12 protein-coding genes are annotated in these 19593 nt (G+C 66.7%); 7 read left to right on the forward strand and 5 right to left on the reverse strand.

The annotated features are described in order from the left end of the window. Positions 1–38 precede the first annotated feature (38 nt). Genes HF680_RS11490 through HF680_RS11500 form a run of 3 tightly spaced genes read right to left on the reverse strand, consistent with a single transcriptional unit; the run spans position 39 to position 6612 of the window. Complete coding sequence (locus HF680_RS11490; protein WP_185225153.1) at positions 39–2276, reverse strand: DEAD/DEAH box helicase; 2238 nt, start codon at positions 2274–2276, stop codon at positions 39–41. Then, entirely contained in the window at positions 2273–3583 is a 1311-nt protein-coding gene (locus tag HF680_RS11495; protein WP_185225154.1) for an ATP-binding protein, read from the reverse strand. Before HF680_RS11495 ends, HF680_RS11490 begins: the two co-directional genes overlap by 4 nt. Then, a complete protein-coding gene (locus HF680_RS11500; RefSeq protein WP_185225155.1) occupies positions 3580–6612 on the reverse strand; it encodes a tellurite resistance TerB family protein in 3033 nt (1010 codons plus the stop codon). The genes HF680_RS11495 and HF680_RS11500 overlap by 4 nt, the downstream gene beginning before the upstream one ends. Here HF680_RS11500 and HF680_RS11505 point away from each other — a divergent pair. From HF680_RS11505 to HF680_RS11540, 7 genes are all read left to right on the forward strand, one after another. Continuing rightward, positions 6559–7479: a HEPN domain-containing protein gene (locus tag HF680_RS11505; RefSeq protein ID WP_185225156.1), complete on the forward strand. Its 921-nt coding sequence runs from the start codon at positions 6559–6561 to the stop codon at positions 7477–7479. The two genes, HF680_RS11500 and HF680_RS11505, sit on opposite strands and share 54 nt — an antisense overlap. Before the next feature lie 228 nt (positions 7480–7707). Continuing rightward, entirely contained in the window at positions 7708–7956 is a 249-nt protein-coding gene (locus tag HF680_RS11515; RefSeq protein WP_185225158.1) for a hypothetical protein, read from the forward strand. A 184-nt stretch (positions 7957–8140) separates the two neighbouring features. Next, positions 8141–9025: an Abi family protein gene (locus tag HF680_RS11520; protein WP_292088097.1), complete on the forward strand. Its 885-nt coding sequence runs from the start codon at positions 8141–8143 to the stop codon at positions 9023–9025. 489 nt (positions 9026–9514) lie between these two features. After that, positions 9515–10015 (forward strand): RNA polymerase sigma factor, encoded by a 501-nt coding sequence (locus HF680_RS11525; protein WP_292088098.1) that lies wholly within the window; start codon positions 9515–9517, stop codon positions 10013–10015. Positions 10016–10030: 15 nt separating this feature from the next. After that, positions 10031–11014, forward strand: a complete 984-nt coding sequence (locus tag HF680_RS11530; RefSeq protein ID WP_185225159.1) for a FecR family protein — start codon at positions 10031–10033, stop codon at positions 11012–11014. 82 nt (positions 11015–11096) lie between these two features. Beyond that, on the forward strand, positions 11097–14093 hold the full coding sequence (locus HF680_RS11535) for a TonB-dependent receptor (protein ID WP_185225160.1): 2997 nt from the start codon (positions 11097–11099) through the stop codon (positions 14091–14093). Positions 14094–14099: 6 nt separating this feature from the next. Beyond that, on the forward strand, positions 14100–16706 hold the full coding sequence (locus HF680_RS11540) for a S9 family peptidase (RefSeq protein ID WP_205196230.1): 2607 nt from the start codon (positions 14100–14102) through the stop codon (positions 16704–16706). Here HF680_RS11540 and HF680_RS11545 read toward each other — a convergent pair. Then, the gene (locus HF680_RS11545) at positions 16642–18405 is read right to left on the reverse strand and encodes an asparagine synthase-related protein (RefSeq protein ID WP_185225162.1); all 1764 of its coding nucleotides are present in this window, start codon (positions 18403–18405) and stop codon (positions 16642–16644) included. The two genes, HF680_RS11540 and HF680_RS11545, sit on opposite strands and share 65 nt — an antisense overlap. A gap of 1 nt (position 18406) precedes the next feature. Continuing rightward, on the reverse strand, positions 18407–19093 hold the full coding sequence (locus HF680_RS11550) for a lasso peptide biosynthesis B2 protein (protein ID WP_185225163.1): 687 nt from the start codon (positions 19091–19093) through the stop codon (positions 18407–18409). Between the last annotated feature and the right edge of the window lie 500 nt (positions 19094–19593).

Genomic DNA, 19593 nt, shown 5'->3' on the forward strand with positions numbered 1-19593 from the left:
TTGATCCGCGTCATCAACGCCAAGGCGACCGACTTCGCTCAGCACAGATCGGGATATGTCTTTCCCTGAAGGAGATTGGCCGATTGAGAGACAGAACCGGCCCAGCTGCTCAAACAGCCGACCGCGCCCTTATGTCGTCGCGCCCAAAGTCTGCGCAACAACGAGGGAGGGGCGAACATGTCGTACTTGGCCTTCTGCAGGTTTGCGACGAACTCACTGAGATCATCCGCTGCCACGTCTCCCGGCAACTTTTTGATAAAAGCCGCCACCTCCAACGGGGTGGCGTCGGAGACCGTCACGCCCAAGTCGTGGGCCTCGCAGTCGAGTCCGGCCGCCGTCAGACAGACCGCGAGGACATCGTTCATCGCTGTGCCCCTCCACGTGAAGATGTGGGTGTCGGCACCGCTGGCGACCAGTGCGTTTTCCGCCAGATCGAGCGCGTGGAATACTGCCCGCCCTTCCTGCAAAAGCTGCACGGCCGTCTCGTCCAGGAAGGCAGGGAGATCGTCGTCCAGATAGACGGCGCGGATTTCCGCCGCGAGCCTGTCGTCGATCGGCTCGACCGACTGCCGGTCGAACTTCGGCAATCGCCCGGCGGGATGCGGCGTGACCGTGAGCACCTTGGCTCGATCATCGACGTCCGCGACCCGCCAACGGCGTCCCGCGAAGGCCAGAAGACTGCCCACTGCCAGGACATTGGAGATTGGGATGGAGCCAAGGGCGCGTGTACCGTGGATCAGCCTCCACTCCTGGTCCGTCTCGAACACGGCATAGAAGTCGCGGGCAGCGGTAAGCTCCTCGCCTGTTGCGGCGAGCATCAGCGTTCCATCCGGAGCCTGTTCGATCAATCCAACCTCCGGTGCCGCGATCCATCGCAGCAACTCGACGAAATCGCCGGGCGTCAGAGCCGCCAGAGGTCCAGCTGCGCAGAGGGTTTTATAGAGGGCGTCAGCCCGCGCACCGCCCTGCTCAGTGATGATTGAGAGTATCTGATGGATCGCTACAGTAACGACCGCCGGATCGTCGCCGGGCGTCTCGACGAAGCGACTGAGGAGAAGGCGGACAGCCGCGACCGCCCGGACGACCTGGGGCCTAAGGCGGTCGATTGGGTCCGAGACACGACCGAGGTGTCGCTCCCGCGTATAGATGCGGAGAATCGCAGGTGTGTCCTTGCGCCGCCCGCTTCGGCCGAGCCTTTGGCGCAGCGAGGCCAGGGATCGAGGCGCGCCGAGCTGAGCCACCGATTTGACAGATCCGAGGTCGATGCCGAGTTCCAAGGTCGTGGTGGCGATCGCCGTCGTCGGCAGGGTTCCCGCCTTCAGGCGGGTTTCGAGCTCCTCACGCAGTTCCTTGGACAGGCTGCCGTGGTGGGGGAAGAACTCATTGGGCACGCCCGCCCTCTCGGACCGGCGCAGGAGGCGGTCCGAGAGGGCCTCGACGTTGCGGCGCGAGCCTCCGAAGAACAGGGCGTTGTCGCCCCGAAGAACGGAGAAGGCATGGTCCGCGATCCGGTCGAGGGCCTCGTCGCCGCCATCGATTTCCAGATTGTCGCCTGACGGGCTGCTTTCGGCTGGCTCGAGATAACCCCGGACCTGAAGCCTCAATTCGGGCGCGGCGCCTTCCGGCTGGATAATCTCCACCGACGTGGGGGCCTGCGCGTTCAGCCAGGCGGCCGCGACGCCCATGTCGCCCAAGGTAGCGGACAGGCCGATCCGCCTGGGCCGGCGCGCCGACATGAGCTCGAGCCGACGCAGCAGGCTAAACAGATGGAGGCCGCGCGGCCCCTGAAGAAAGGCATGCAGTTCGTCGACGATGATGGCGTCCAGAGATCCCAGAAGCCGGCGCGCATCCGTCGAGCGGCGAAGAAGAAGCGCCTCGATCGATTCTGGCGTGATCATCACTACGCCGCGAGGCTGTTTCAACACTCGTTGCTTGGGGCCTTGGGGCGCATCACCATGCCAGCGAACGAGGCCGATGCCCATGCGCTCGCACAGAAGGTCCAGCCGCCGGTGCTGATCGTTGATCAGGGCCTTTAGCGGCGCAACATAGAGGACCGATACACCGGTCTCCTCTCGCGCGGCCGCCTGCGTGAGGAGTGGCAGGAAGGCGGCTTCCGTCTTGCCGGCCGCAGTCGCCGCCGCGATCACGACGTCCCTATCGTTTCCAAGGATCGTCCGGATCGCCTCGTCCTGCACCGGCCGCAGTTCGCTCCAACCTTCGTCGCGTATCCAGCGGCGAACGTCGGGATGCAGCCGATCGAAACTCGTCTCGGTCAAAGCCGCAGCGTCGCCAGTTCGTCGTCCCCATCGCCCTCGACCTCAAGGTCCGCGCCGCCATCGGTGTCGTTGGCGATATCGACGCCGCCGATCAGCTCAACCCAACCCTTTCCGGGGTTCTGCTCCAGCACTGATAGAAACTGGACGAACGCCTTGATGGTGTTGCGCGGCGTCCGGAAATAGGCCTCGCCGATCCGCTTGTTACAGTGGTTCATGAACAACGGCAGGGCCTCGTCGGGGACGAGGTGCTTTTCCGCGTCGCCCATGGCGAAGACGGTTCGCAGGTTGAACAAGAGGATCAGCAGATCTTCCGGGGTCAAGCTCTGAAGCCTAATGACGGGTCCGGACAGATCGATCAGACCATTGGTCGCAAAGGCGTTCTCCACCAAGCGGCTCTGTAGGGCCTGGTAGCTGTACAGGCCGCGCCGGCTGTCCATAAGGAACTCCGGGGTTCCCCCAAAGACGAAGCCTATGCCAGACGCATTGCCCTGCAGGACGTCGTTCACGATCCGCAGGATTTGCTCGAAATTCTGGTTCCGGGCCTGGGCGCTCTGGAGTTTGTACAGGTTGACCATCTCATCGAAGACTATGACCAGCCCGGCGTATCCGGCCAGCCGGACGAAGGCCGCGAGCAGTTTGAGGCTGTCGTAGACGTCGCCGTCGTCGATGATGTTGCGCACGCCCAGTGCCTGCCGGGCCTCGGTCTTGGTGGTGTATTCGCCTCGTAACCAACGCAGCGCCGCCGCCTTGCCCCCAGCGTCACCGTCCTCGCTCGCGCGCCAGTAAGCCTTGAGCACCGCCGCGAAATCATAGCCGCCATTATGATCCTGCAGCGGGGCCAAGCGTTCGTCGATGACCCCCTCGACCCCAGCTCCGCGCCCCTCGGCGTCGCGCACGCATTCGGTGACAAATTTCTCGACGATCGAGGCGAGAGCATTGCCGTCGGGCTTGGTCCGGGTCGCCATGTTGCGGACGGCCTCCGCATAGAGTCCCCTCGCCTGGCCGCCGGTCGCGTGGATCCGCCTGTCGGGTGCCAAGTCGGCATGGATAGTCACGCATCGCCGTTCGAGAGCAATCAATCGGACGAGATTGAGGAAGAAGGTCTTGCCGGCGCCGTACTCTCCGATGACGAACCGGACAGCCGAACCTCCGTCGGCGATCCGGTCCACGTCGCGCACGAGAGCATTTATCTCAGCGGATCGGCCGACTTGGATATGTGGGAGGCCCGACCTCGGAACGACGCCGGCTGCAAGGGCCTGGAGGATGATGTCGCGATCACGCGGCTTGAGCGTCGGTGTGGAGGTCATGCAGCCAGATCCAGAGCGAGAAGTTGAAGTCGGAGATGTTCGGGTGAGGTCAGATCCTCGTCGCCTTCGAGGACTGGCTCGTCGAAGCGGTCAAAGCCCCAGTCGTTGATCGTCTCGATCGCGCCGTCTGGGAGAAGCTTCAGAGCCTTGGCGCGAGCCTCGAATGTCCAGCGGTCAAGCCCGCCGCCATCGACGACGGCCCCAAGCAATTCGGCATGAGCGACATCCAGGCCTTCGAAGCGCGCCGACGTCGTTGCGACAACCACCGGTGAAGCGATAGGGCCCTCATCCTCCGCGAAGATACCGGCCAAGAGACTGGACACCTCAGCCGTTTCCAGACGCAGCCGCGCCAGGCGGGTGGGATCGATTTGCACGCTGGTCGGAACGACAGGTTCTTGGGGGATAGCGAGACCGTCTTTGGCAGCGGGCGTGGCCTCGGCCACGATGACCGGTTCGTCGCGCGATGCCGGGGCCCGGTGGAGGGCCGCGTAGACCTCGTCTTGCGGCAGGCCCAAGGCCTTGTAGAGTTTCTCGAGAAAGCGGACTTCAGCCGGCTGTACCCGGCTGTCGGATAGCACCGACGCCACGGCGGCGCGTGCCGCTTCGGTCCTGAGCGGAAGAGGCAGTTTGGACAGTTTTGCGATCGCCGCCAGTTGGCGCGGCCGATCCTGAAGCAGCCACATCGCATAGGCCGAAAGTCGTGTCCGCTCTTCAGGCCGCAGATCCTTGACCGCGCGGATCTCGGCCTCAATATGGTCCAGCTCAGCCGCGACCACTTCGCCGTCAGAACTGGCCGCGATCGCCGAGATCTCCGCAATCGTGCGGCCTGATCGGTACGCGGGCCGTTCGGCGTCGATCTGACCGCCGCCCGCCGCTCGATAAAGCACCACTTGGCTATCCGACGTAAGGCTGGCGTCTCCGTATCGGCGATCCGGTTCGAGCGCGATCTGCAAGCGATCCAGGACGATGCCAAACTGGCGATGAACGCCCACCGGCACCTTGCCCTGGACCTGATCCAATCCGATGAGGTCGCAGAGCCGGGTGACCGCCATCGGGACGATCGCGTGTTCTGCTAGGATGGCGTCGAACTCAGCCTTCAAGGCCCGCGCGCTCAGCCCCCATTCCGTCTCGACAAGGTCGTCAGGCAGGCACAGCGCAGCCTCTAGTGTGTCTCTAGCCTCGGGCTTCCGACCGAGTAGCCGACTGTAGGCCTCGAGATCAGTCTGGCATTCCGACAGGAGGTCGCGAAGACTGCTTAACGGCGCCGCGACAGCCGCGATGTCGGGCAGATCCCCAAGATCGAGGGTCACCTCGAATGCGCTGCTGGCGCTGCGATATCGGCCGCTTAGTCTACGCTTGGGAGCGCGGACTTTGAGTCCTTCAGGATAGCGCCTGTCAAAGCGGAGGCGCCACAGTACCGCGAGTTCCTCGAAACATCTTGAACCAGGAGTGCGTAGATAGGTGTCAGGCAGACAGAGCGTCCACACGAGGCAGTCGTCGGCGTCGAACGGAATCTGTTCCGCGAGGCGCGCGCCGAGATAACGCCTGGCCGGAAGTGGAATCTCGAACTCCCCATTGCCCATCCTCGGAGACAGGGTTGGTCGTTGAACAACGTCTGAGCGCACCAGCTCGGCAGCTTCGAGAAAACGGCGCGCGTAGCCATCGAAGGAATAGTTGTCGCTGTAGGCGGCCCTGAGCCGGGTGACCTCCGCAATGATGGCTTCGGCGTCGTGGAACGCCCTGTCGATGAACAGGCGGCGTTCCAGGCCGTAGAAGAACAGGAAGACATAGCCGATGCCGACCGGATCGGTCCGTCCACCCGCAAGCCAGTCTAAGTAAGACCGACGTGCGTTCGGCGTGAGGTCCCTGTACGATGGCCAGTAAGGCAAACTCGACCCGAGTGGGTCGGCGCCCGAAAGGCTGACCTGCAATGAAGGGTCGGCTAGACTCCGTTCGTTAAGCCACTCCACAGACGCACCAGCATGACCTGCGTAGATCATGCCCCCCGGCACGAACACGGGCCCGATCTGCACACCACGACCGTCGGCGATCCATCCCGGTAACAGCCTTGCGGAAGGCGCTGACGGCACCGCAGACTGTGCGGACGCCACAGCGCGGGTCGCTGCTGGGGGTGATGGGTTCGGCCGCCCCTCGCCTTTCCGGCTCGCAAAAGCGACAGCCTGGTCGAGGGTCGAAAACCCATAGGTCCCCGCAACGTAGCGGCCGTCGTGATAAGTGATGCCGTGTGCGGTCATACGCGTTGCTTCAAGCGATGGCTCGACGGACTTAGCGGGAGCCGTTTCGACCGGTGGAGTAGAGCGCAAGGGCTTCGAAATCTCCGAGACGGCGGCTTCTCTTCCGGGTTCGGCGGCACCTTGGGCGGCAAGCCTCCGGGCGTAGTTGACCGCCTGCGACAGTTCCGAAAAGCCGTAACCCTTCACGACGTAGCGCCCGGCGGTCAGGGCAATGCCGTGGGCCATCATCAGTTCAGCGCGCGGATCGGGCGCGGCGTCCCGAGCCCTGAGCGCGGAGCTCGGAGAGGCTGACAACCCAGGCGAGTCGGCCTGCAACTGACCGACCGGCAACTCCAGCCGGATATGCTGGGTCCGGGAGACCTGCTCATCCTCATATCGTGGCACCCGCGGCGGCGGACTTGTGGCACTGCGTTTTCGCTTTTTTGCCTGAGCATTCATCGCCAGCCAGACGACCGCGACGAAAATGCAAATTGTGATCAGTGCCAACGGCCCGCCCCCCGGATGGATCGACGCTACGTCAAGTGTGGTCCGCGATCTAGTCAAACGGGAATGACGCGCGGCAGCCGTGTGCCAAGTGGTCATCCCCAACTTCCACTGGGATTTCGAAGCAGCATCTGGAGGCCGCCGGTTCGGTTGTTCTAGATTGAGCGGCCCCTCATGCATGGCCCCAAGCCTGAAAACAGATGCGCAAAGCATGGTTTTCTCGCTAGACTTGTCGTGATGAAAACCAGCGTCGATCACCTTCCAGAACCCCAGCAGCAGGAGCTTGCGCACGTCCGCACGACTCTGCTCACCGAGTTCGAGGCCGCCCTCCGCAAGGGGGCCGGCGGAACCTCGGAGTGGCGCAAGGGCGGGCAGGTCCTGAAGATCATCCTGTTCGGCAGCTATGCCCGCAACGATTGGGTCGACGAGCCCGAAAACGGCTATCTCTCCGACTTCGATCTGCTCATCATTGTCAGCCACCCCAAGCTGACCGACATCGCCGACTACTGGTGGGAAGCCGAAAACCGGATCCTGCGCGACTCTTCCGTTGGTCGCATCGTCAACATCATCGTTCACGACTTGGCCGAGGTGAACCGGGCGCTCGGCCGCGGCGAGTACTTCTGGACCGACATCGCTCGCGACGGCGTCATGCTTTACGAGCTGCCCGGTCACCCGCTTGCAGTGCCCAAGCCGATGACATCCCGCGACGCCTTGCAGATGGCGCAGCGCTACTTCGCTCATTGGATGCCGAAAATAGTCGACTCTCTTGAGATCGCAAAGTTCTGCATGACTGCGGGGAAGAGAAACGATGCCGCTTACAACCTCCACCAAGCGGTAGAGCGAGCTTACATCTGCTTCCTGCTCGTCCACACCTTCTACTTCCCGCGGTCCCACAATATCAAATTCCTTCGCTCCCTCGCGGAAGACGTCGATAAGCGTCTGGTCGAGGCGTGGCCGCGCGAGCAGCGCATCGACAAACGTCGGTTCGAAACCCTCAAGCGCGCCTATGTCGAGGCCCGTTACTCAGACCAGTACGACGTGAGCGTCGAAGATCTGAACGCTTTGGCGAGCTGCGCGCGTCGTCTTCGCGATCTGGTGAGTGAAACCTGCGAAGAGCGCTTGGCGACGCTTCGGGCCGCGGCGGCGCCGGGCGTGTAATACGCACTTTAAGGTTTCGTAAACTCCATTGCGATTACACTGCGCGCATGAAAACGCGGGTGGTCTCATTTCGTCTGGGGTTGGAGCTTGTGGCCGAGATTGATCGGATCGCGGCGTTCTACGGCCGCAATCGCAATCAGCTCGTGAACGACCTTCTCGAAACCGCAGTCCGCAACGAAGCGACCACCGACAACGTCGTTCTGACAAAGGGCATAGGGAGAGATCCCGGTGTCCCATAATCCGTCGGACTCCTTCGCCTTCTTTGATCGTGTGGGCGAAGCCTATGTTCGCAAGGCGCTCGTCAACGGAGAGTTCAAGGCGCCGTTGGATCGGCGGGCGGTCCTCTGGCTGGAACAGGTGAAGGAAACCGCGAGCCGATCTTCACAGCGTCGCGTGATCGGGTGGATGATCGCCACGGCAGTCGTGACTTTGGCGACAGGAACAGGCGCCGCTGTCGCGACTCTGCTGGCGCGTTAGGGCCTCCAGAAACCTATTCTCTGAGTCCCGCTCCGGTTGCCGACCCCGACAAACGACGCAATAAGCTGTGCCGCAGTTTCCTGCTGGCATGGCGCTGAGCCTCGGCGCTTTTCACTTGAACTTAACCGCCGGTCGGTTATTTAGAAGGGGTCACGGGCCGCCACACGATCCGCCTTCGGGAGGAGTGCAAAAGGGCGGTCCTTCTCGTTTTGAGATGGCGCTACCTCCTTACACCAAGCCGCACGCGACCCCCAATGACTGGGTAAGGCATTTGCGCGCCCGCGGCCTTGTCGTGACCCGTCCCAATGTGGCGGCGCGCAAGATCGACCGCATCGGCTACGAGCGGCTGCGGATCTATTTCATCGCCAGACGCCAGGTTCACCTGCCCAACAAGCCGTTTCGGGCTGGAACAACCTACGCTCAGATCCTCAACCTCTATGCGTTCGACCGGCTGTTGCGGTCGATCTGTTTCGATGTCTGCGGCGACTTCGAGATCGCCTTCCGAAACAGCATGTCCGAGGCCCTGAGCCAGGCCTACGGCAGCCATCCCCACAAGGCGGAAGGCGCGTTCATCAGCGCCGCCGCCCGCATGAATGCTCTCAACCAGTTGTCGACCGTCTACGCCAAATCCAAGGATGGGCGGGCGCACAACTACATGCGCAAATACGGCGACCCCGTCCTGCCGCCCTTCTGGATGATGAAGGAGTTTCTGACCTTTGGGGCCTCGGTCAAATTCTTCAAGCTGCTCTCAAACCCCGTAAAGACGACCATCGCGGCGTCCTTTGGCGTGCCGACCCATGAACTTTTCACCAACTGGCTCGAATGCCTCGTGGACCTGCGCAACATCTGCGCGCACCACGACCGGCTGTTCAATCGAACCTTCCAGAAGCAGCCCCAGCGCCTGCGCAGCGCCGCAGTGCCGACCGCTCCGGTCAACAAGCTCAAGGCCATCCTTCAGTGCCTCGACTATCTTCTGAACCAGCGCGGCATAACGAGCGACTCCGTCGCGGCAGCGCAGGCCCTCATAAATCGTCATCCTGACGTTTCTCCGGCAGAGATGGGCTTCTAGCCGTACGGCGCGTCGCCCTTTTGGCGGGCTCGGTCGTCGCCTGCACAGCGCGGTGACGCCTCGCCTCGAACCTCTAATAAGGCCTCGAAAGTCGCAGCCATATTATATGGTTGTGAGCTGCCCTCACGAAGCCATCCCTGTCCCGGTCCTGCTGCCGGCGAAGGTCAGGTTGCACGTCCATGGATCGACCCGTGGGCAGGGCTCCGCAACGTCGGTGACGGGGACAAGGCCGTTCGTTCACCCCGCTTGCAAACCCCGCGCCCTTGATTCAGACTTTCGGTGCGTCGCTCTCGGGCGGCGTCGAGGCGTGAGAACCTCGCTTGAGACGATCATTTGAAATCTTCGCTCCGCGGCAGCGGCGTGGCCGGCGCGTATGTCCAGGCCTCCGGGACAAGCACTTGGGGGCTAAAGGCGTCGGCGCATGCCTCAAGCATGGTCTCAACACCCGGTGCTTCGGCCGGGCTCGCCTCATCATCTGGAGGCGAGCCCGTGTCGGATCGAACTGGAGGTGTGGGAGACAAGGCGGCCGACGCCGGCCTCCATGACCTCTATCGCGCCTATTCCGGCTGGCTGAAGGGACGGCTGCGCAAGCGCTTCGGGGACGAGACCGAGGATCTCGCCCAGGAAGCCTGGCTGCGCGCGGCGCCCTACAGTCGCGACGGGCGGATCGAACACCCCAAGGCGCTACTGCTCAGGATCGTCGACAATCTCGTCATCGACCGGGCCCGCCGCCGAGGGCCGCGTCCCCTGGAGTCGAGCGACCGGGTCGGCGCGGATTCGGGGGCGGATCCGGCCGCCCAGATCGATGCGGTCCTCCTCAAACAGATCGTCCTGTCGATGCCGCCCAACCTGCAGGAGGTCTTTGTCTTGAGCCGTTTCGCCCATCTGGAGTATCAGGAGATAGGCGAGCGTCTGAACCTCCCCGTCACCACGGTCCAGTGGCGGATGCGCAAGGCCCTCGAACACTGCGCCGCCCAGTTGCGGCTGTAGCCGATGGGGAACGCCATGAGCGACCCGCAAAGCGCCGCCGGCGCTGCGGACCGTGAAGCCGCCGAATGGCACGTCCGCCTCGGGGAGCGCCCCGTGTCGGCCGAGACGCTCCATGCGTTCAAGATCTGGCGCGAAACCGCGGGCAACGCCGAGGCCTATCGCAAGGTCGAGGCGCTGTGGCGAACCACCGGATCCCTGTCATCGGACCCCGACATCCAGGCCCTGACCCAGGCCACGCTCCGGGCCTCGAAGCCCCAGGCGCGTCGCGCGGGCTCACGACGCCTGGTCCCTGCTGCACTGGCGCTCGTCTCCGTCGCGGCGATGGCCGTCGCCCTTCTCTTCTGGCTGCCCACCCGCGGCGTCTACGAGACCGAGGTCGGGGGCCGGCGGACCGTCGCCCTGGATGACGGCACCCGCGTACAGCTGGATACTGACACACGGCTGCGCGTGCGGTTCGCCGCCGGGGAACGCCGGATCGTGCTCGAACAGGGCCAGGCCCTGTTCACCGTCGCCCACGACGCCACGCGGCCCTTCCGGGTCGAGGCGGGCGGCACGGAGGTCACCGCCCTTGGGACGGTGTTCGACGTGCGGCGCGAGGCCGTCGGAGCCCAGGTCACCCTGGTTCAGGGCGTGGTCGCGGTCACCGACGCACGAACCGAAGCGGGCCAGTGGCGCCTGGCTCCCGGTCAGCAGGTGCGGACGGTCCGTCCAGACGCCGCGCCCGTCACGGTGGATCCCACCGTCGAGACCAGCTGGTCCGAGGGGCGTCTGGTCTTCCGGGACACGCCGCTCGGCGAGGCGATCGCCGAGGTCAACCGCTATCTGCCGGACAAGATCGTACTGGCGGACCGGCGCATCTCCGCGGTCCCGGTCAACGGCGTCTTCGCCACCGGCGACCGCGAGGCGTTCGTGGCGGCCGTGGCGGACCTGTTCGACCTGACGGCCCAAGCGGAGGCCGACGGCCGCGTCAGACTGACGGCGCGCTCCGTCGGCGGATAAAAATTTCGGCCTCCCACTCAGATGAGCCGGCGACCCTGCGTCTCCTGTTCGACGCGCGCTTGCGTCGGAGGGGACCTTGCTCATGACTATCCACACCCGCAGCCTGCTCGCCGGCGTCGCGCTCCTGCCAATGGCCGCCACAGCCTTCGCGCCGGACGCGTGCGCCCAGACGGCTCAACCCCCGCAACCCCAGATCCAGGCCGATCCGGCCGGTGCGGCCCGCGATTTCGAGATCGCCGGCGGGGCGCTGGACGCCGCCCTCGTCGCCTACGCCCGGCAGGCCAATGTTCAGCTGCTCTACACGGCCGATCTCGTCGCTGGCCTGCGCACGCAGGGCGTCGTGGGACGTCACCCGCCCGAGGCCGCGCTGCGGCGGCTGCTGGCGGGCACCGGCATCCGCTGGTCGCGCAGTCGTCCCGGCGTGATCGTGCTGCGCCGATCGTCGAACGCCCAGGCGGACCTTGGGGAGGCGACCGAGATCGACGAGGTGATCGTGACCGGCACGCTGTTGCGGGGGCCGGGCGAGTCCCCGTCTCCAGTCACGGTCATCTCGCGCGGGGAGCTCGACCGACGCGGGGACGCCACGGTCGCCGATGCGCTCGTCCGACTGCCGCAGTCCTATTCCGGCAACGCCACGCCCAACAGCCTGCTGCTCGGCGCCGACTCCCTCGGCAGCAACACGGCGACGGCGACGGGCGTCAATCTGAGGGGGTTGGGAGCCGACGCGACGCTGGTGCTGGTCAACGGGCGGCGTCTCGCCGGTACGGGGATGAAGGGTGAGTTCGCCGACGTTTCCGCGCTCCCCGGCGGTGCGGTCGAGCGCGTCGACGTCCTGCTCGACGGCGCCTCGGCCCTCTATGGATCCGACGCCGTCGCCGGCGTGGTCAACGTCATCCTGCGGCGGACCTACGAGGGGCAGGAGACGCGACTGCGGGCCTCGGCGGCCCAGGGCGGAGGCGAAGACCTTCTGGCGTCCCATCTCGTGGGGACGCGGTGGCAGGGCGGGTCCGCGCTCCTGTCCTATGAGTATCAGCATCAGTCTCCCCTGAACTCTGCTGACCGGGACTACGCCGCGACAGGCGATCTCACGCCCTGGGGTGGGACAGACCGGCGCAGCTTCTACGGACCGCCCGGCAGTATCGTGGTCTTCGATGCGGCCCGCGGCGCCTATCGCAGCTCCTATGCGATCCGGCCCGGGCCGGACGGAACAGCGCGAAGCCCGGCCGACTTCGAGGCCGGCGGCGCCAATCTCGGCAACCGGCGGGCAGGCGTCGATATCCTCCCCCTGCAGGAGCGACACAGCGCCTACGCCAGCGTCCGACAGACGCTTGGGTCTCATGTGGAGGTCTCGGCCGACGCGCGCTTCAGTCGCCGGGCCTATGAGTATGCGAACCTCGCCCCCGTCAGCATCCTCACCGTCGGCAGCGCCAACCCCTTCTTCGTTTCGCCGACGGGGGCCGCCTCTCACCTGATCGCCTACAACTTCATCGGCGACCTCGGCCCGACGGAAAGCTATGGCGTCTCGCGAAGCCTGGGCGGCACCGCCGGGATCGAGATCGCCCTGCCCCGAGACTGGACGCTGGAAGCCTACGGCGCCTTCGCCGAAGAGCTGAGCGAGGGCGGCACGAACAATCAGCTGAACAGCACCTTCCTGTCCGAGGCGCTCGGAAACACCGCCGACAATCCCGCCACGCCCTACAGCCCGATGCGGGACGGCTACTTCAATCCCTTCGGATCCGGCGCCGCGAACGGCGAGGCGGTGCTCGACTTCATCTCTCAGGGCTACACCTGGTCCCGCTATCGGAGTCGGATCAGCTCGGCCAACCTGATGCTGGACGGATCGCCCCTGACCCTGCCCGGCGGAGATCTGCGGATCGCGGTGGGGGCGGCGTTCCGGCGCGAAGCGTTCAACCGGCGCAGTCGCAACTTCGCCTCGGGCCTCGCCCCGATCGTCACCATCGGCGATCCCCAGGTGCGTGACATCGGCGCGGTCTTCGCCGAAGCGCGAATTCCCCTGGTCGGCTCCGCAAACGCCCTGCCGGGGATCGAGCGTCTTGAGCTCACCCTCGCCGGCCGCGCCGAGCACTATGACGACGTCGGCTCGACGACCAACCCCAAGATCGGGCTGATCTGGCAGCCGTCCGAGCCGGTCACGGTTCGCGCGAGCTGGGGGACGTCGTTTCGGGCGCCCGCGCTCACCGAGGTGTTCGATCGTGTGCAGGTCGGTCCTCTGACGGTCGCCGACGCGGGCGTCAGCCGCGTGGCCATCCTGCAGTCCGGCGGCAATACGGATCTGGAGCCGGAGACGGCCGAAAGCCTGACCGTCGGCCTGGAGTGGGCGCCGCGCCCCGGGCTGCGCTTCAGCGCCGGCTATTTCGATATCCGGTTCGAGAACAAGATCGGCCGACCGGCGCTTGAGAACATCACCAGCATCCTCGTCGACCCCAGCCTGGCCCCTTTCGTCACCCGTCTGACGCCGGGCGACCCCGCCGATCTGGCGCGGGTCCAGGCCTTCCTAGCGGATCCGCGCTTCACCTCGCCGACCCTCTACCCGGCCTCAGCCTATTCGGTGATCCTGGACGGCCGCTGGGCGAACACGGGCGAACTCTCCGTCGAGGGTCTCGATCTCGGGGCGACCTACGACTTCAGCCTGGGCGACAACGCCTTTGGTCTCTCCGTCTCGACCTCCTATCTGCTGGATTACAGCCGGCGTGTGACGCCCGTGGCGGCCCGCGAGGATGTCCTGGGTGTGGTCGGCTTCCCCGTCGATCTTAGAGCTCAGGCCGCCGCGACCTGGACACGGGGGGACTGGTCGACCCGGATCGGCCTCAACCACGCCTCGGACTATCGCGACCTCGCCGGTCGGACGATCGACGCCTTCACCACGACGGACGTGCAGCTGCGGTGGGCTGGCGTCGGCCGCGGCCTGGCCGAAGGGGTCGAGGTCGCCTTGACGGTCCAGAACCTGTTCGATGCGGACCCGCCCTTCTACGACTCGCCGCAGGGCTTCGGTTTCGATCCGGGTCAGGCCGGGCCGCTGGGCCGCGTCGCCGCCTTCCAGCTGATCAAGCGCTGGTAGGTCGCCATGTCAAACTCGACTGTGAGCGGACGCCCGACGGCGTCCGCGAGGCGGCGTGCGCCTGTCCGGATCGCCTTCGCCGCCGCGTTCGCCGCAGCGTCGGCGGGCCTGGCCCTGCCGACATCAGCCCGAACCCTGGTGCAGGACGGCGCGACGGTCGCGGCTGAAGCCGGATCCTCGACGGCGGCGCAGCCCCGGGGCCGACCCTATCGGACCGACGACATGCTGGCCGCCGAATCCTTCGGCAATGCGACCCTCGACCCCACGGGGCGATGGGCGATCTTCGAGCATCGTCCCGCCTATGAGTCTGCGACATCGTTCGCGTTCGGCCTTCGCAATCCCTGGACCGTCAGTCGTCTGGAGATCGTCGATCTCACCGGGGATCGGCCGGCCGAGCGCCTCCTGGCGGCAAGCGAAGGCGACGGCCTCGTCCTCGGCCCCTGGTCGCCGTCCGGCCACAGGCTCCTGGTCTTCCGGCTGCGCGACCGCCGCTGGCAGGCCGGCGTCGTCGAGATGCCGGCGCGGACCGTCCGATGGTTCGCCCCGTCTCCGGAGTTGTCGACCTTCGGCCAGGCGGCGCAGTGGCGCTCGGACGACGAGCTCGTCCTGCTGGTCAGACCTGACGGGTCCCTCCCCCAATGGCTCGACAGCGGCGGACGCGGTGTGAGGGCTCTCCCAACCCGCTGGCGCGCGACGGAGGCCGGCGGGCCAGCGCAACGGACCACGCTCGGCAGCGGCGCCTTCGCTGCGGACATGCCCGACATGCCCGAAAACCAGGCGGTCCGCCTGGATGTGGCGACCGGCCGGTTCACGACCTTGGCGGCCGGCCGGTTCTACGACCTCGAACTTGCCCCGGACGGCGACCGCCTGGCCCTGGTCGAGACCGCCGCCGCCGCCCCCTTCGATCCCGCCGGACCCTTCGAGCCCCAGGCGATCGACCGCGAAAGGCGTCTGCGCCTTGTCGACCTGAGGACCGGCGACCTGTCCTCGCCCCTGGGCGAGGCGGACGTCGCGCCGAGCCTCCTCAGCTGGTCCCCTCGCTCGAACCGACTGCTGGTCTGGACGCGGGGTCCGGCCGGTTGGGCGGCAGGCGATCTCGTCGCCGTCGATCCGGCGACCGGCGCGGCGGAGCGATATGCGCGGGGCGACCTCCAGCCCTATGCCGGCGGCGGCGTCGCCGCCTTCAATGCGGTCTATGCGGACTGGCTCGGGGACCGTCCGATCCTCTTTGGACGATCGTCGACGGCGGCGCGCGACGACTGGCACCGGCTGGACCTCAACGGACCGGTCAACCTGACAGCGGCTCTGGCCCCACCCTCGTCCAGGATCGGCGCGATCGACGGCGAGCGCCTGCTCCTCCTCGCCGGCGGCCGGCCCTGGGCGGTGACCGCATCAGGCGAAGCCGCCTCTTTGACGGCGCCGCCGGGTTCCTTGAGCGGCTTCGATGGCGTGGGCTATCTGGAGTCGCAGCGGCGCCAACGGAACTCGCCGCCCCGCCAATCCTGGTTCGCGGCGCGGACCCCGGCCGGAGCCGTCCTGCGGCCCGGCCTCGATCCCGCGGTCGAGGTCGTCGAAGAAGACGCGCGGTTCGGAGTCTACGCGGGAGCCTTGGGCGTCATCACACGCTCGGTCGAGAACGGGGTGCAGCGCTTGCAGCTGGAGCAGCCAGGCCGTCCCTCACGAACCCTCGCGACGATCAACGACTACTTGGCGGAGGTCGATTTCCCTCCGCCCGAGCCGGTGCGTCACCTCGGCCCGGACGGTCGCGAGCGCACGAGCTGGCTCTACCGACCCCGCAGCTGGCGAGGCGAGAAAATCCCTCTCGTGGTCCTGTCCTATCCCGGCGGGCCCGCCGCGCCGCCGGCTGAGCCCGCCGCGCTCAACGCCTGGGCCAATCCCCAGCTCGTCGTCGGAGGGGGGTATGCGGTGCTGATCCCTGTCCTCGCCCTCGACCGGGATAAGGAGCCTGCGGAGGACTACGCGAGGGATGTCCTGACGGTGGTCGACGCCGCACTGGCGCAGTACCCGGTTCTGGATCCCGGCCGGGTCGCCCATTGGGGCCACAGTTTCGGCGGCTATGTGGGGTTGGTCGCGGCGACCCAGACGGATCGGTTCAAGGCCATCATCTCCGTGGCGGGCCTTTCGGATCTCGCAACCGCCTGGGGCGAATTCTCGCCCTCCAATCGTGACAATCCCGAGTTCGGCCTGTCGCTGCGCCAGCGCATCGGCTGGGCCGAGGAGAGCCAGGGGCGCATGCGCGCGCCGCCGTGGGCCGCGCCCGACCGCTATGTCCGTAACAGTCCCCTGTTCGCCGCGGACCGGATCACCGCGCCCGTGCTCCTTGTTCATGGAGACCGTGACCTCCTGCCCAGCACCCAGTCGGAGATCATGTTCTCGGCGCTGTGGCGACAGAACAAGGATGCCCGGCTTCTCACCTATTGGGGCGAAGGCCATCACCTCTGGAGTCCCGACAACATCCGCGACCTCTACGCCCAGATCGTAATCTTCCTCGACCGGACGCTCGGCGCGGGTGAGGCGGGGCCGGCCGTCACGCCGCCGCCCCGATCGCCTCCCAGCGTCGAACCCAGCTCTCCGTCACCGCCGCCATCGTGAAATCCGGCACGCTGCCCTTCCAGAGCAGGCGATCGACGTCGAGCAAGGCTTCGGTCCTGCCCCGGTCGATGATCCCGCGCGACGCCAGGCGACCGTCGAGCAAATGCGCGCGCAGGAAGGGGAGGCTGGCGGCGGCCTGGCGTCCAAAATAGGCGGTCATCTCACCCTTGGACCGACGATGAAGGATCTCCGGCGGCAGGCGGTCAGCGAAAGCGGCGCGCGCCAGTCTCCGGTCGGCCTCACCGTCGTCGGTCAGCATGGGCACGGACAGTCCCAGAGCCAGTTCGACGACGGGCTGGGCCAGCAGGGGATGGATCAGATCGGCGGCCTCGGTCCGTCGGCACTGGCTCTGGTAGGCCAGACCGGCGGCCACGGACTCGACCTGGAGGCGCTTGGCCGGCGGGACGGTCTCCAGATTGCGGAGCCAGGGGTGCAAGGCCTCATCGGCGTCAAACGGCCCGACGCTGTCCGGATTGAAGATCGACAAGGCCCGGGCCGACCGGTCCAGGGGCGCGCGGCGGGGCGTCGTCAAGGCGGTCTTCAGCAGGGCCCAGGTCGAGCGCCTTGTCCACCTCGCCAGCTTCGGCAGCGCGGGGCTGAACACGGCGCGAAGTCCGCGCTCTCGGAGCACATCGGTGAAGATCTCCGGCACGCCCATCTGGAAGAAGACCCCGTCTCCGCCTTTTCCGGTCAACAGCCCGTCGACCCCGTGTTCCCGACAGGCCGAGGCGACGGCCGCGTCGAAGGCGTAGTCCCGGCCGTTCACGCCGGGCCTGGGTCCCTTGGCGGTGATCTGGAACCCGTCCTCCGTCATGGGCTGAACCGCTCTCTGAACGCAGTGCGGCTCGAACCCCAGGCGATCCCCGAGGGTGCGGACGAACCGGCGCTCGTCGCCCTCCGCGAACGGTCCGTACATGTTGAACCAGAGCCGGGGCCCGGCGCCGGCGGCCCTGAAGGCTCCCGCGACGATGGCTGAATCCAGGCCGCCGGACACCTCCACGCCGGGCCGGGCGACGGCCTGGGCGAACGCCGCGAGGCAGCCGTCGATCCGTTGACGCAGAAGCGACGCGCCTTCTCTGGGGTCCGAGGTGATAGAGCCGGTGAAGTCGACCGGACGCCAGACCGGTGTGACACGCCGGGCGTTGAGATCGGTCAGATCGCCCGCTTCGGCGACGCGGATGCCCACGAGCGGACTGGCGGCGGTCGCATTGATCGGATCGCGCAGCAGGCCGCCGACCCGATCCCAGTCGATCTGGATCGGGGGCGCCGCGAGCGCCATAAGCCAGTCGGACAGTTCCGAGGTGACGATCTGGACGCCTTCGCGCCGCCAGGCCACGCATTCGTGGGCCCCGCTCGGATCCCTGAGGATCTGCCTCACCTGACCCCGCGGCGTTCTGAACAGGGCGACGTAGCGCCCCCAGTATCGCCGGACCAGCGCGCGGGCGCGATCGGCGTCTTCGCCGAGCGTGGGAATGGGGCGGCGATCGCCATCGAGCGCATCAAACAGATCGCCCAGCACGAGAAGATGATCTCCCGCCGGTCGATGGACCCTCGGCGGTCGGGGTCCGCGCACGCCGACCCAGGCCTGGTCCAGGGCCTGGACCGGGGCGAAGCCATGGGCCTGGGCCCTTGCGACGAGGGTCTCGGCCAGATCGAGGCGGCTCGTGTCCGTCCAGGCGAGATGCAGGAAATGCCCCATCTCAGACCACCATGATCGGGGTGTAGACCCCGACCCGGTCCGGCTCGTCGTCAAGCACCGTATCGCCGACCTGAAGCCAGCAGTGCGCCGAGAACGGCCAGGTGCGCACCCCGAACACCCACTGCACCTCTCCGCCGGCGTCCCGGATGAGGGCGCGCAAAAGATGGGCCCGATACAGGCAGGCGCCCTGCCCCGGAGCCCAGGGCAAGAGACGAACGAAGGTCGAGGTCAGCCGGGCAAGCTCCGCGTCTGACACGGTCGCGGCCGAGGGCCGCCGACGGGCGGTCGCGAGAAGGTCGGCCAGGGACCGGGTCTCGAAATTCCGTCCCTCGCGCCACCAGGCCCACCAGAACCGGCCCGCCGCGAACACATCGGTTGCGGATGAGCCGGGCAGGCTCAGCGACCGTCTCGGCGCGGGCGGGGCTGCGGCCCGCTTCGGGCCTGGATCGCCCAGAAAGCCGGCTTGCCCGAGCTGGGCGATGACGTCTGCGGGCGCGACGATCCGGGCGCCGTCGACCTGGATGACGGCTCCCGCGCCCGGCAGGCAGCTATAGGCGTCGGTCCGCGCGTCAAGCACGATGACGTCCTCATCGACGACGGCGAAATGGAGATGTTCCGACAGGTGGGCGATGACGCCTTCCGAAACGGGGGAGGTCGAATCTGTCGGATCGAGGGACGGGTTCAGCATCGGGACACGCGCGTGGCGGCAAGGGACGAGCGCCGGAACGACGATCGTCCCCCTGGCCATCAGGCCCCGCCGTCGTAGGGCATTTCTTCTTGCTCCAGCGGCGGGCCGATGAGCGCGCCTCTCGTGAGCCTGCTGACGGGACCAAGATCGATCAGTCGGATGCGGGTGATGCCAGTCATGAGAGCCTCCTGGTTTGTGACGCCGCAGGATCGCGGCCCTTCATGGAGCCGCTCGCGGGCCTCGGGCCGCAATCTATATCTGTCGTGTATTTGGGGTGGCGGCCTGGGCTTCGGCTCAGCGCCTCAGTCGCAAGAAAGCCGCCGCGACGGAGGTCGGGCGGCGGCGCCGCGTGGGGGCGGATATGGACGGAAGACGAGCGCCGCAAGCGGCGCCCGTCCCTGCCGTCAGGCTACGCCGTCAAACGGCGTCTCTTCGATCTCCAGCGGCGGCCCGACGATCGCGCCCCGGGTGAGGGCGGTGACGGGTCCAAGGCCGATCAG

Source organism: Brevundimonas huaxiensis, assembly GCF_014218725.1.
In the GTDB taxonomy this organism is placed as follows: domain Bacteria; phylum Pseudomonadota; class Alphaproteobacteria; order Caulobacterales; family Caulobacteraceae; genus Brevundimonas; species Brevundimonas huaxiensis.